Origin of the sequence: Micromonospora craterilacus, assembly GCF_003236315.1 — a bacterium.
GTDB classification, from domain to species: Bacteria; Actinomycetota; Actinomycetes; order Mycobacteriales; family Micromonosporaceae; genus Micromonospora; species Micromonospora craterilacus.
This window is the reverse complement of the sequence record NZ_POTY01000011.1, coordinates 15,220-28,149: the sequence shown is the minus strand read 5'-3', so window position 1 is coordinate 28,149 and position 12,930 is coordinate 15,220. Positions and strand designations below refer to the sequence as shown.

General features: G+C 72.1%; 14 protein-coding genes. 8 read left to right on the top strand and 6 right to left on the bottom strand.

Going from position 1 to position 12,930, the window contains the following annotated elements:
• Positions 1–16 precede the first annotated feature (16 nt).
• A complete protein-coding gene (locus C1I95_RS03650) occupies positions 17–418 on the top strand; it encodes a hypothetical protein (protein ID WP_146605626.1) in 402 nt (133 codons plus the stop codon).
• Between the two features lie 96 nt (positions 419–514).
• Here the strand turns inward: C1I95_RS03650 and msrA are convergent, their stop codons facing one another.
• The 4 genes from msrA to C1I95_RS03630 all read right to left on the bottom strand — a co-directional run bounded on the left by msrA (position 515) and on the right by C1I95_RS03630 (position 2,751).
• Positions 515–1,177 carry a peptide-methionine (S)-S-oxide reductase MsrA gene (gene msrA / locus C1I95_RS03645; protein ID WP_111212327.1) on the bottom strand — a complete coding sequence of 221 codons (663 nt, stop codon included), beginning with the start codon at positions 1,175–1,177 and terminating at the stop codon, positions 515–517.
• Between the two features lie 84 nt (positions 1,178–1,261).
• The gene (locus tag C1I95_RS03640) at positions 1,262–1,678 is read right to left on the bottom strand and encodes an HIT family protein (protein ID WP_111212326.1); all 417 of its coding nucleotides are present in this window, start codon (positions 1,676–1,678) and stop codon (positions 1,262–1,264) included.
• Positions 1,679–1,730: 52 nt separating this feature from the next.
• Positions 1,731–2,402 carry a nucleotidyl transferase AbiEii/AbiGii toxin family protein gene (locus C1I95_RS03635; RefSeq protein ID WP_158566276.1) on the bottom strand — a complete coding sequence of 224 codons (672 nt, stop codon included), beginning with the start codon at positions 2,400–2,402 and terminating at the stop codon, positions 1,731–1,733.
• 22 nt (positions 2,403–2,424) lie between these two features.
• Entirely contained in the window at positions 2,425–2,751 is a 327-nt protein-coding gene (locus C1I95_RS03630; protein ID WP_111212324.1) for a hypothetical protein, read from the bottom strand.
• A 96-nt stretch (positions 2,752–2,847) separates the two neighbouring features.
• Between C1I95_RS03630 and C1I95_RS03625 the strand changes: the two genes are divergently transcribed.
• Genes C1I95_RS03625 through ilvA form a run of 4 tightly spaced genes read left to right on the top strand, consistent with a single transcriptional unit; the run spans position 2,848 to position 7,570 of the window.
• The gene (locus C1I95_RS03625) at positions 2,848–3,990 is read left to right on the top strand and encodes a cystathionine gamma-synthase (RefSeq protein WP_111212323.1); all 1,143 of its coding nucleotides are present in this window, start codon (positions 2,848–2,850) and stop codon (positions 3,988–3,990) included.
• Positions 3,991–4,006: 16 nt separating this feature from the next.
• Positions 4,007–5,416 carry an amidase gene (locus C1I95_RS03620; RefSeq protein ID WP_111212322.1) on the top strand — a complete coding sequence of 470 codons (1,410 nt, stop codon included), beginning with the start codon at positions 4,007–4,009 and terminating at the stop codon, positions 5,414–5,416.
• 43 nt (positions 5,417–5,459) lie between these two features.
• Entirely contained in the window at positions 5,460–6,353 is an 894-nt protein-coding gene (locus tag C1I95_RS03615; protein ID WP_111212321.1) for a DUF4328 domain-containing protein, read from the top strand.
• The gene (gene ilvA / locus C1I95_RS03610) at positions 6,350–7,570 is read left to right on the top strand and encodes a threonine ammonia-lyase (RefSeq protein ID WP_111212320.1); all 1,221 of its coding nucleotides are present in this window, start codon (positions 6,350–6,352) and stop codon (positions 7,568–7,570) included. The genes C1I95_RS03615 and ilvA overlap by 4 nt, the downstream gene beginning before the upstream one ends.
• 72 nt (positions 7,571–7,642) lie before the next feature.
• Here the strand turns inward: ilvA and greA are convergent, their stop codons facing one another.
• On the bottom strand, positions 7,643–8,140 hold the full coding sequence (gene greA, locus C1I95_RS03605; protein WP_111212319.1) for a transcription elongation factor GreA: 498 nt from the start codon (positions 8,138–8,140) through the stop codon (positions 7,643–7,645).
• A gap of 180 nt (positions 8,141–8,320) precedes the next feature.
• Positions 8,321–8,755: a DUF4307 domain-containing protein gene (locus tag C1I95_RS03600; protein ID WP_111212318.1), complete on the bottom strand. Its 435-nt coding sequence runs from the start codon at positions 8,753–8,755 to the stop codon at positions 8,321–8,323.
• A 206-nt stretch (positions 8,756–8,961) separates the two neighbouring features.
• On the opposite strand from C1I95_RS03600, the gene mca reads away from it, so the two are divergent.
• From mca to C1I95_RS03585, 3 genes are all read left to right on the top strand, one after another.
• Entirely contained in the window at positions 8,962–9,843 is an 882-nt protein-coding gene (gene mca, locus C1I95_RS03595) for a mycothiol conjugate amidase Mca (RefSeq protein ID WP_111212317.1), read from the top strand.
• A 48-nt stretch (positions 9,844–9,891) separates the two neighbouring features.
• Positions 9,892–10,185 carry a hypothetical protein gene (locus C1I95_RS03590; protein WP_111212316.1) on the top strand — a complete coding sequence of 98 codons (294 nt, stop codon included), beginning with the start codon at positions 9,892–9,894 and terminating at the stop codon, positions 10,183–10,185.
• 179 nt (positions 10,186–10,364) lie between these two features.
• Complete coding sequence (locus C1I95_RS03585; RefSeq protein ID WP_111212315.1) at positions 10,365–12,896, top strand: putative bifunctional diguanylate cyclase/phosphodiesterase; 2,532 nt, start codon at positions 10,365–10,367, stop codon at positions 12,894–12,896.
• Positions 12,897–12,930: the final 34 nt, after the last annotated feature.

Below are 12,930 nucleotides of genomic sequence, written 5' to 3'. Positions count from 1 at the left end.
ATCGATCGAGTCCGTGATGCGGAAGCGCGCCGCCGACAATTGGAGCCTCTCCTCCGGCTATTCGCTCTGGCTGGAGAAGATCGCGTCGGAGCGGCGGGTGGCGACCGAGGAGACAGAGGGCGAATGGGAGTCGCTCGTCGCGCGACTGATGTTCGCTCTGCTGTTCGTCTTCGGTGCGGTGCTGTTGGTCCTCACGCTTCCCCTGATGGCGATTCCGAACCCGGTGGGCGATGTCGTTGCGGCAGGTGTTGCCCTACTCGGCGTGGCGGCTGTGGTCGCGTCGTTATGCGGGGGCCTTACCGACCATGCGCTGGCGGTGGTGCGACGGAAACACCAGATCGCGTTCGACATCGTGTTCCTGAGCGTCACGACGCTCGCCTGGCTCCTGTTCGCGCTGACGGTCATCTACGGCGGGTAGCCATCGCAACACCGGCGGGGGAGCGCCTGGCGAGGTAGTGGCGGTGTGCCGAAGGGGCCCGCAGCACCATGCTGCGGGCCCTCCCCGTGAACGTGGTCAGCCGGCAGTGCGGGCGACGCCGACCGGGCAGCTCAGCCCGTTCGGGCCGTGGTTGCAGTAGCCGTTCGGGTTCTTCGTCGGCGCGAGGTACTGCTGGTGATAGTCCTCGGCCAGGAAGTAGTCACCCAGCCGACCGATCTCCGTAGTGATCTCACCCTTGCCGGCGCGGGCCACGATCGGCGCGAACGCGTCCCGGGACGCCTGCGCGGTGGCCAGCTGCTCGTCGGTGGTGACGTAGATCGTCGACCGGTACTGGGTACCCACGTCGTTGCCCTGGCGCATGCCCTGGGTCGGGTCGTGGTTCTCCCAGAAGACCTTGAGCAGGTCCTCGTAGCTGATCTTCGTGGGGTCGTAGACCACCTGGACCACCTCGGCGTGCCCGGTTTCGCCGGAGCAGACCTCCTCGTAGGTCGGGTTCGGGGTGTAACCACCCGCGTAACCGACCGAGGTGGTGAACACTCCTGGCAGCGTCCAGAACAGCCGCTCGGCGCCCCAGAAACACCCCATGCCGAACACGGCGACCTGCGAGCCCTCGGGGAACGGACCCTTCAGCGGGGTCCCGAGCACCTCGTGCCGGTCGGCGACCGGCATCGCGATCGGGCGGCCGGGCAGGGCCCGGTCGGGGGAGATCATCTCGGCCTTCATGCGGCGGAGGAACACGGTGGAACTCCTTTCGTACCCTTCCCCGCCTGCAACACCGGCGGACCTCACTTCCTTACCCGCCCCGCGTCCGCTCAGGCCCGCTCACACCCCGAGGGCGATTCGGATACGGTCCGCGTAGGAGGTGGCGTCGGCGTCGTCCGCGTAGCGGGTACGCGGCCAGAAGAAACCGCGCAGCCCGTCGCCCTTCGTCCGCGGCACCACGTGGGTGTGCAGGTGCGGCACCGACTGGGACACCTTGTTGTTCATCGCCACGAACGTGCCACCCGCGCCCAGACCGGCCTCCACCGCCGTGGCGAGCCGCCGGACCAGGCCGAAGTATCCGGCGACGGACTCCGGCGGCAGGTCGGCGAGGGTGACCAGGTGTGTGCGGGGCACCACCAGCAGGTGCCCCTTGAACACCGGCCGGGTGTCCAGGAACGCCACCCCGTCCGGTTCATCGACGACCCGGAACGCCGGCACCTCGCCCGCCACGATCCCGCAGAACACGCACCCCGCCATCGGCCCAGGCTAATGCCGGCCGGCGAACCCTGGCCGGCGGCCCGCCTCAGGCTTACGCCGGATCGAGGTAGGCCTCCCACTCGTCTCCTGCGACGCCGACCGGGCCGGTCTCCCCGTTCGCCAGCCGAGACCGGATGTCCGCCTCCCAGGCGAGCGCCCACCCGCACAGCGCCTCGACGTCGCCCTCGCTGAGCCCGTAGGCCATGAAAGTCTCGTCATCAAGTTCGCGGACGCCACCAAGCCGGTCGGCCAACTCCGCCAAGGAGAAACCGATGGTGTGCTGTGCGCCCAGCGACTCCAGCTCGTGCCGGTTCAGTCGGCCGTTGGCGGCGCAGATGTCGATGTAGTCCCGGTGCGCTGCGCGTTCGTGCAGGGCTCGCACCTTCAGCCCGACCGCATCCTCGAGCGCGAGGACAGGACCGATGCTGAGTTGCGCGGGAGGCCCGATCGCTTCCTTCAGGAGATCGACTTCACATTCGGTCGCCTCCGCGGAGATCACGAGTCGCGCCATTCGCGGGGTGGCCTCGATGATGCGTGCGGCGAAGCCGCCGGCGACGTAGGCGTCGGCGAGCCGTTCGGCCACCGCCGGCAGCGGCATGGCGGTCGCCGTTGCGAAGTCGATGTCCCGAGAGGGCCTACTGGTCAGCTCGTGTGCCGACAGGGCGTAACCACCCGCGAGGACCAAGCCGAGATCCTCGCCGGCGTCGAAGCCGATGCGCAGCAACCGTCGGTGTAGTTCCTCCATGTCATGCGGCCAACTCGGGAAGCTGCCGCTCCCAGACGGCAACCAGGCGGCGGGAAGTCAGCCGCCGGATCCGGGGCCAGTCGGCGCGCAGCAGGAGGGCGTTGACATAGCGGATGATGTCCTCACGCTGGCCGCAATCCAGGAGCGTGCGGTAAAGCGTCAGACGCTGTCGGGCGTCGCCGACGTCGAACTCGGTCAGGCCGGACCAGGCCAGTCGTACGGGCAGGGCGACGCGACCATGATCGGGACCTGCCAGCAGGTCGAGCGAGGCCGGGATGCGGTCGGCTACGCCGATCAGGCGGGATGGCAGCGTCTCGGTCGGGGTCACCCGGCCAGTATCGCCCAACGGTCCGACAGGACGTCGGAGGCGAACCGCGCCGGGTTCCATACGCTGGGACGGGGCGGGAGGACTAACGTCTGCGGAATGAACCACGGCTTCGAGACGCTCGCCATCCACGCCGGCCAGGACCCCGAGGCCCGCACCGGCGCGGTGATCCCACCGATCTACCAGACCAGCACGTACGCCCAGGACGCGGTCGGCGCGCCCCGGCTCGGCTACGAGTACAGCCGCTCCGGCAACCCGACCCGGGACGCGCTCCAGGAGTGCCTGGCCGCCCTGGAGGGCGGGCCGGTCGGGCTGGCCTTCGCCAGCGGCCTGGCCGCCGAGGACACCCTGCTGCGTACCGTCTGCGCCCCTGGTGATCACGTGGTCATCCCGGACGACGCGTACGGCGGCACGTACCGGCTCTTCGCGAAGGTGGCCGAGCGGTGGGGCCTGGCGTACACCCCGGCGAAGGTCTCCGACCCGGACGCTGTGCGGGCCGCGATCCGCCCCGGCGTCACCAAGGTGGTGTGGGTGGAGACGCCGACGAACCCGCTGCTCGGCATCGCCGACATCGCCACCCTCGCCGCCGTCGCGCACGACGCCGGAGCGCTGCTGGTGGTCGACAACACCTTCGCCTCGCCGTACCTGCAGCAGCCGATCGCGCTCGGCGCGGACGTGGTGGTGCACTCCACCACCAAGTACATCGGCGGGCACTCCGACGTGGTCGGTGGTGCGCTGGTGGCGGCCGACGCCGCACTCGGCGAGCAGCTGCGCTACCACCAGAACGCGATGGGCGCGGTCAACGGGCCGTTCGACGCCTGGCTGACCCTGCGCGGCATCAAGACCCTCGGTGTACGGATGGATCGGCACTGCGACAACGCCGAGCGGATCGCCGCGTACCTGGACGGGCACGCCAAGGTCGGTCAGGTGCTCTACCCGGGGCTGCCCTCGCACCCCGGGCACGAGGTGGCGGCGAAGCAGATGCGCCGGTTCGGCGGGATGATCTCGTTCCGGGCCGCAGGCGGGGAGGACCACGCCGTCGAGATCTGCAACCGGGCCAAGCTTTTCGTGCTCGCCGAGTCGCTCGGTGGGGTGGAATCCCTGATCGAGCACCCGGGCCGGATGACACACGCGAGTGCTGCCGGCTCGCCGCTTGAAGTTCCCGGCGATCTCGTGCGACTGTCTGTCGGCATCGAGACGGTCGAAGACCTGCTCGCCGATCTGGAGCAGGCGCTGGGCTGACCGCTGGCTGGGGAGGATGGCCGTGCAGGACATCATGCCGACCTGGGTCGGGGCGACCGCCAAACAGATCGCCCGGGGCGTACGGCGGGGGGACGTCTCCGCCACCCAGGTTCTGGCCGACCACCTCGACCACGTCGCGCAGGCCGACGTCGACCTCGCCGCGTTCCGCACGGTACGCGGCGGGGCGGCGGTCACCGAGGCGGAGAAGGTCGACGAGCAGGAGGACCTGGCCAACCTGCCGCTGGCCGGGGTGCCGGTCGCGGTCAAGGAGAACACCCCGGTGGCCGGCATGCCCACCTGGAACGGTTCCGCCGCGGTGCGTACCGCGGTGGCGGAGGCCGACCACGAGGTGGTCCGCCGGCTGCGCGGTGCCGGCGCGGTGATCCTCGGTGTCACCCGGATGCCCGAGCTGGGCCTCTGGGGGGTGACCGACGACGACACGGCGATCACCCGCAACCCCTGGGACCGGGGGCGTACCCCGGGCGGCTCGTCGGGCGGCGCGGCGGCGGCGGTGGCCGCGGGGCTGGTGCCGATCGCCCACGGCAACGACGGACTCGGTTCGATCCGCATCCCGGCCGCCTGCTGCGGCCTGGTCGGCCTGAAGCCGGGGCGGGGAGTGGTGCCCTGCCAGCTCGGCGCGGAGGACTGGTTCGGGTTGACCGAGCACGGCGTGCTCACCACCACGGTCGCCGACGCGGCCGTCGGCTTCCAGGTGCTCGCCGGCCGCGCCCAGGAGAAGCTCGTCCCGCCGCAGCGGCTGCGGGTCGGCGTGTCGCTGCGGTCCCCGGTGCGCGGCGTGTCGCCCGACGCGCCGAACCGGGACGCGGTCGCCGCCGCCGGCCGGCTGCTCGCCGCGGCCGGGCACGACACCGTGCCGGCCGACCCCGTCTACCCGACCGCCCTGGGGTTGCAGGGCATCGCCACCTGGTTCGCGGCCGCCGCCGCGGACGTGCGCGCCGTCGGGATCGACCGGCGCAGCCTGCAACGCCGCAGCCGCCGGCACGTCGCGCTCGGCGAATGGGCGTGGCGGCGCGGGTACGTCCGGGAGGCCGACCGGCTCGCCTGGCGCGAACGGTCGATCGGATTCTTCGCCGACCACTCGGTGGACCTACTGCTCACCCCGGCCCTGGCGACCGTGCCGCCGCCGGCCACCAACTGGTCGACCCGGTCCTGGCAGGCCAACATGCTGGCCAACATCCGGTACGCCCCGTACGCGGCACCGTGGAACATCGCCGGCCTGCCGGCGCTGGTGGTGCCGGTGGGCCGCCGCCCGGACGGGCTGCCGCTAGCCGTGCAGTTGGTCGGCCCGCCCGGCTCGGAACTGCTGCTACTCGGCGTCGCCGGCCAGTTCGAGATGGAGGCCCCGTGGCCGCGGCACGCCCCGGGTTACCCGCGCGTCGGAACGGGGTCGCCGGCCAGCGCTTGACCCTCTACGCTCCCGGTGCCACGTACCGGGAGGACCCAGGGTCATGCGCTGCCACACCTGCGACGCCGACGTCGACGTACGCACCATGGAATGTCCGATCTGCCGCACGCCGGTCGGTTCTCCCGCGCTGTACCCCGGTGCCCGGGTCCGGCCGGTCCACGGTATCGGTCGGGCCGCCGCGGTCGCCGTGGGCGCGACCACCCTGGCACTCCTGTTGACGCTGGCGATCCAACCGGTCAACGCACTGGTCGCGCACCGGGCGGCGGCCGGGGCCGACGGCGACCAGTTCCTGCTGATTACTGGCCTGCTGGAACTCACGGCAGGGGTGGCGCACGGCGCGGCGTTCCTGGTGGCCGTCGTGCTCGTCATCGTCTGGAGCTGGCGGGCCCGGATGAACCTGAACGCCTTCCCGGGCGCCGGGCCGACCCTCTCCGACGGATGGGCGATCGCCGGGTGGCTGGTGCCGTTCGTCAACGTCGTGGTGCCCTACCGGGTGGTGGCCAACATCGCCCGGGACAGCCTCTGGCGGCTGAGCACCCCGTGGCTGGTCAGGGTCTGGTGGGCGGCCTGGCTGGCGTACCTGTTCACGGATCGACTCACCAGCTCCGTCGCGGAGTACGAGGCTCTGCCGTATCCACCGGAGACCGAGGCCGACTTCGAGGCGTACGTCGACTACTACGCCTCGTCGGCCGGGGCGTACCTCGTGCCCACGCTGGCCTGTGTGGTGGCCGGGGGGTCGCTTATCGTGCTGATCCACCGGATCTCCGCCGCGCAGACCGCCCGGATCGCGCGCGGGATGCCCGCCGGCCCGATCGTGCCCGGCATGACCGTGGCCGCGCCAGCCAGCCCGGCCGGGGCGGCGCCGAGCACGGGCGGCCCGACGGGCACCCCGCCGCCGGCCGAGTCCGGCGGGGCGGGTGGCACGATCGGGGCATGACGGAACTGGTCAGCCTGGACGACGTGCGGGCCGCGAGGGAGCTGCTCGCCGGCGTCATCCGCATCACCCCGCTGGAGCCCTCCCGCCCGCTCAGCGCCGCGCTCGGCGGCCCGGCCTGGCTCAAGTGCGAGAACCTCCAACGGGCGGGGTCGTACAAGGTGCGCGGCGCGTACGTGCGGATCTCGCGGCTGTCGGCGCAGGAACGCGCCCGGGGCGTGGTCGCGGCGAGCGCCGGCAACCACGCGCAGGGGGTGGCGCTCGCCGCCGGGCTGGTCGGCACCCACGCCACCGTCTTCATGCCGGTGAACGCGCCGCTGCCCAAGGTGGCGGCCACCAAGGGGTACGGCGCCCAGGTCGAGCTGGTCGGAGCCACGGTGGACGAGTCCCTGGTGGCGGCGCAGACGTTCGCCGAACGCACCGGGGCGGTGCTGATCCACCCGTTCGACCACCAGGATGTGATCGCCGGGCAGGGCACGGTGGCGCTGGAGATCCTGGAGCAGTGCCCCGAGGTGAAGACGATCGTCACCGGGGTCGGCGGGGGCGGGCTGATCTCCGGCATGGCGGTGGCGGCCAAGGCGCTCCGGCCGGACGTCCGGGTGATCGGAGTGCAGGCGGCGAGCGCGGCGGCCTTCCCGCCGTCACTGGTGGCCGGCGAGCCGGTACGGCTGCCCGCCTTCGCCACCATCGCCGACGGCATCGCGGTCGGCCGCCCCGGCGACATCACCTTCACCCATGTCCGCAAGCTCGTCGACGAGATCGTCACCGTCACCGAGGAGGACATCTCGCGGGCGCTGCTCATGCTGCTGGAGCGCGGCAAGCAGGTGGTGGAGCCGGCCGGTGCGGTCGGCGTGGCGGCGGTGCTGGCCGGCGTGGTCGAGGTGGAGACCCCGCTGGTGGCCGTGCTCTCCGGCGGCAACATCGACCCGCTGCTGATGCTGCGGGTGATCGAACACGGCCTGGCCGCGGCCGGCCGCTACCTGCGGGTCACCGTGCGCTGCTCGGACCGCCCCGGGCAGCTCGCCTCGCTGTTGAGCGAGATCGCCGAGCAGCGGGCCAACGTGGTGGACGTGGAGCACCAGCGGGCCAACCCGCACCTGCGCCTCGGCGAGGTCGAGGTGGCGCTGTCGGTGGAGACCCGGGGCGTCGAGCACTCCGACATGCTGATCAGTGCCCTGCGGGCCAGCGGTTACCAGGTGACCATCGCGCCAGAGGCGTGACACCGTCCGGTGTCACGCCTCTGCACGAATGGGGGCGGCCGGCTGCGGATCGCGTCGCGCCGGCGGCGTGCCTCAGCCGGAGAACGGCTCGAAGCTGACCACGGTCACCTTGATGTCCGCGCCGCTGGGCGCGGTGTAGGTGCAGGCCTGACCGGCCTTGCCGCCCAGGATCGCCTGGCCGAGGGCCGACTCGGGGCTGTAGACCGTGAGGTCGGTGGTCGAGGCGATCTCGCGTGAGCCGAGCAGGAAGGTCTCTGTGTCGTCGGCGTCGTCGTCGAAGTAGATCGTCACGACCATCCCGGGCGCCACGGCGTCGACGGTCGGCGCCTCGCCGACCTGGGCCGTGCGGAGCAGCTCCTTCAGGTAGAGGATGCGCCCCTCGGCCTTGCCCTGCTCCTCGCGGGCGGCGTGGTAGCCGCCGTTCTCGCGCAGGTCGCCTTCCTCGCGCCGGGCGTTGATCTCAGCGGCGATGATCGGCCGATTGGCGATCAACTCGTCGAGCTCGGCCTTCAGGCGGTCGTACGCGTCCTGGGACAGCCAGGTGGCGGGCGCCTCGTTGCCATTGGACACAGGCGGTCCTCCTCCGTTGTGCGTGCTGGCTGACAGGTGAACCCTTAAGTTACCAGTGCGGTGCGACAAGGAGTGTCGGCGATCACGTCCTGTGCGCCGAGGAAGCACGGTCAGGGCCACCCCTCGACAGTCACCTCGGCGCCGGCCAGCGGCCGGGTCGGCGGGTCGCGGCGGGCGGCCTCAGGCGGGCGGTCGGCAGCGGACGACCTCACCGATGAACGGCCGGGCGCTGGTGGCGAGACGGTGCCGGACGGTGAGGTGCCGCTGCCCCGCTTCGCCGGTCACCGGCACCTCCTCGCGGGCCACCTCGGCGCCGGCGTGGTCCCGGGCGCGCAGCACGCACACCGCCGACCCGCCGTCCGGCAGGTTCACCCGGAAGTCGACCACCACCTGGGTGTCCGTGATGTCGCTGTAGGAGATCACCTGGACGTCGTAGGCCGGGTCGCCGTACTGCCGGTAGAGCCGGACCGAGATGACGGTGAGCGCCGCGACCACGGCGACCGCCAGCAGCGCGGTCAGCACCGGCCGGCGGCGACCGGGCGTGCGGCGGCGGCCGTACCGGCCGGACGGGAACACCGGCGTGTCCGATGGAAGTGTGGCGTGCGTCTCGGTCACCGGCGGGTATCTCCCTGGCGTTGTTGTCGGCGGCATCGGCAAGAATGGCAGAGGTCCGTCATCCCTGCCCGACTCGGTGCCAGATATGGCTGGTGTCAAATATGACAGGCCGGCCCGGGCCGGTACCGCGACAGGGAGAATTCCGGCAGGTCAACGGTTGGCCCAGGGGCGGGTGCCCCGGTGGGCAGAGACGAGGAGCGCCAACTTTGGCAGAACAACTTCGACTCATGGCCGTCCACGCGCACCCCGACGACGAGTCGAGCAAGGGCGCCGCGACCACGGCGAAGTACGTCGCCGAGGGGGTGGACGTGCTGGTCGTGACGTGCACCGGTGGGGAGCGCGGCAGCGTGCTCAACCCCAAGCTCGACCGGCCCGACGTGTGGGCCAACATCGCCGACATCCGGCGGGCGGAGATGGACGCCGCGCGGGCCATCCTCGGCATCGAGCAGGCGTGGCTGGGCTTCGTCGACTCCGGCCTGCCCGAGGGCGACCCGCTGCCCCCGCTGCCCGAGGGCTGCTTCGCCCTGCAGGACGTCGCGGTGGCCGCCGGCCCGCTGGTGCGCCTGATGCGCGAGTTCCGCCCGCACGTCGTCACCACGTACGACGAGGAGGGCGGTTACCCGCACCCCGACCACATCATGTGCCACAAGGTCAGCGTGGCGGCCTTCGAGGCGGCCGGCGACGCGGAGCGCTACCCCGAGCTGGGTGAGCCGTGGCAGCCGCTGAAGCTCTACTACGACATCGGCTTCTCCAAGGGCAAGATCCTGGCGCTGCACGAGGCCATCCTGGCCACCGGCATCGAGTCGCCGTACGCGGAGTGGCTGACCCGCTGGGAGGACCGGCCGGACAAGGGCCCCCGGATCACCACCCGGGTGGAGTGCGCCGAATACTTCCCGGTCCGCGACGACGCGCTGCGTGCCCACGCCACCCAGGTGGACCCGGACGGCTTCTGGTTCCAGGTGCCGATGGAGTTGCAGCAGCAGGCCTGGCCCACGGAGGATTTCCAGCTGGTCCGGTCGATGGTCGACAGCCCGCTGCCCGAGTCCGACCTGTTCGCCGGCGTACGCGAGACGGCTCATGCCCGCTGATCCGGCGGCGGGCTACCCTGGTCGCACACCGCACTCAGGAGGAACGCCATGCTGACCGCTGCCCAGGTGCTCGCCCAGAACAACTTCGGGGACACCCGCACGGGTGGCCTGGCCGGTCCGATGGGCCTGTTCCTCATCCTGGTCCTCGGCACCGCCACCGTGCTGTTGATCCGCAACATGAACGCCCGGTTGCGCCGGCTGCCCGACCGGTTCCCCGGTCAGGAGCCTGCCGCCGAGGCGGGCAACGCGGACCTGACGGTCGCTGATCCGACAGATGGGACCGTGATGAGGGATTCATCCGTAGAGGTTGCCAACGGGCGCGAGCAGCGCCGCGACACCTGATCGGGGCATGATTCACGTCGAACCGGATGGTCGCCCCCTGTTGCGACCATCCGGTTTGGCTTAGCCTTCCGCCGGGGGACCAGAAGTCTCCCGAGCCGTGCGCGGGAGGGGGCGCCGATGACGACCGCAGTCGGGTTCGCCCTCCGCGTGTCCTGTCCCCGGTCGGCGGGAGGAGGTCGGTGACCTCCGGCAGGGCTGGTCATTCGCTCGACCGGCCCCCAGGCCGTGGTACGCCACTCCGGGTTCACCTGCTCACGGCCGCCGTCGTCAGCACCGCGCTGATCGCCGCCGTGGTCGGGCTGAGTCTGCCGGTGCGGCTGCCGGCCGACGATCCGCTCGGCGGCCTGGCCCGGTTCGGCATCGCGGTCGCCGCGTTCGCCCTGTCGCAGCTGGCCCGGCTGCGGTTCCGGGCCGCAGCCGGCGTGGTCAGCATCACCTGGGGCGAGGCCGCGCTGGTCGTCAGCCTCTACCTGGTCCCGCCCGGTTGGCTGCCCGCCGCGGCACTGATCGGTGTCGCGCTGGCCTGGACGGCGCTGTCCGTGGTGGACGAGGGCCGGTCGACCTGGGACGTCGTCCGCATCGCCGGCGCGCAGACCGCCGCCACCGCGCTCGCGGTGTCGGTCACCACCGCCCTGGGCCAGCCGATGCTGGCCACCCCGACCCCGGCCCTCGCGCTCGCGGTCGCCGCCGGAGCGGTTACCTACCTGCTGGCCGGCGCATGGCTGGGCGGGGTCATGCTGGCGCTGCGGCACGGCATGCCGATCGGCCGCCCGCTGCTCGCCGCGCTGCGGGGCAAGCTGCTGATGTTCGTCGGCAACGTGGTGCTCGGCCTGCTCGTGGTAGTGCTGATCGAGAGCGACCCCCGATGGCTGCTGCTGCTCCCCGTCCCGCTGTGGCTGCTCCAACAGACCTACCGGCAGCGGCTGCGCGACGAGCGTGAGCGGCGTACCTGGCGGTCGTTCGCCGAGGCGACGGCCGCGCTCAACCAGCTCGACGAGCGCGGTGTGGCCACGGCGGGCGTCACCGGCGCCCTGACGCTGTTCGAGGCGGAGGTCGCCGACGTGGAGGTGGTCCGGGGCGACGGACGGTGGCGCCGCTACCGGGCCGACCCCGGCGGCCAGGTGGTCGACCGGGAGATCGCGCCCCCGGAGGATGACGAGCCCGCCCCGGAGGAGCTGGTCCGCGACCTGTCGGTGAGCGACACGCGGGTCGGCCGGCTGCGGGTGCGGTTCCCCCGCACGGCACCGCCCAGCGGGCGGGAACGGGACGCTCTCGCCGCCTTCGCCGACGCGCTGGCCGCCGCCCTGCACGACGCGGCGACCCACCGGGAGCTGCGGCTGGTCACCGCGCGTTCGTCGTACGAGGCGGTGCACGATTCGCTGACCGGCCTGGCCAACCGGGCGGCCATGCTCAGCCGGGGTGACCAGGCGCTGCGGCAGCTCGCCCACGACCATCCCGTCGCCCTGCTGCTGCTGGACATCGACCAGTTCAAGGAGGTCAACGACACGCTCGGGCACGCTGCCGGCGATCAGCTGCTGCGGCTGACCGCCAACCGGCTCGGCACCCTGGGCCGCTCCGGTGACCTGCTGGCCCGGCTCGGCGGCGACGAGTTCGCCCTGCTGCTGACGTCCGTCCCGGTGGTGGACGACCGCACCGCCCCGACGGCGTACGCGCTACGCCAGGCTCGGGACATCGCCGAGCGGCTGGCCGCGCCGGCCGAGGTGGCCGGCGTACGGATGTCCGTCGAGGTTTCCGTCGGTGTGGTGGTGGCCGGGGCGGGCACCGCCGACCTGACCGAGCTGCTGCGCCGGGCCGACATCGCCATGTACCAGGCCAAGGCCGGCGGTGGCAGCGTGGCCACGTACGACGGCTCACGAGATGCGGCCAGCACCGACCAGCTGGCCCTGCTCGCCGAGCTCCAGGAGGCGTTGCAGGCCGACGATCAGCTGGTGCTGGTGTTGCAGCCGGCGGTCGACCTGACCACCGGAGCGCCGACCGGCGTGGAGGCGTTGATCCGCTGGCGGCACCCGCGCCGGGGCTGGCTGGGTCCGGCCGATTTCATCCGGCCGGTGGAGAACAGCGATCAGCTCGGCCCGTTCACCCGTTACGTGCTGGACAAGGCGCTCACGGTCGCCGCCGGCTGGGCCCGGGAGGGTCTGGACATCCCCATCTCGGTCAACCTTTCCGCCCGCAGCCTGCTCGACCACCGGTTGCCGGCGGAGATCGCCGAGGCGCTGCGCCGGCACCAGGTGCCGGCCGACCGGCTGGTCCTGGAGATCACCGAGACGGTGGTGATGAGCGACCTGGAGGTCATCGACCAGGTGCTGAGCACATTGCGGTCGATGGGCGTGCAGTTGGCGGTCGACGACTTCGGCACCGGGTTCTCCTCGCTGGCCTTCCTCGCCCGGATCCCGGTGGACGAGCTGAAGGTCGACCGGTCGTTCGTGCTCCGAATGGCGGATTCACCGCAGGCGGCAGCGATCGTGCGCAGCACCGTGGGGTTGGCCCACGAGCTGGGGTTGCGGGTGGTGGCCGAGGGGGTGGAGACCGCCGCACAGCGGTCGGCGCTGGCCGAGCTGGGCTGCACCGCCGCCCAGGGTTACCACTTCTTCAAGCCGATGCCGGCCGACAAGATCGGCGCCGTCCTCGGCTCCCTGGCCCGTCAGGCCCCCACCAACGTCCTCCCGCTCCGCGCCGACGGCGCCTCCTGAGCCGCCGCCCGGCACCCGGCGTCCGCCCGGCGGC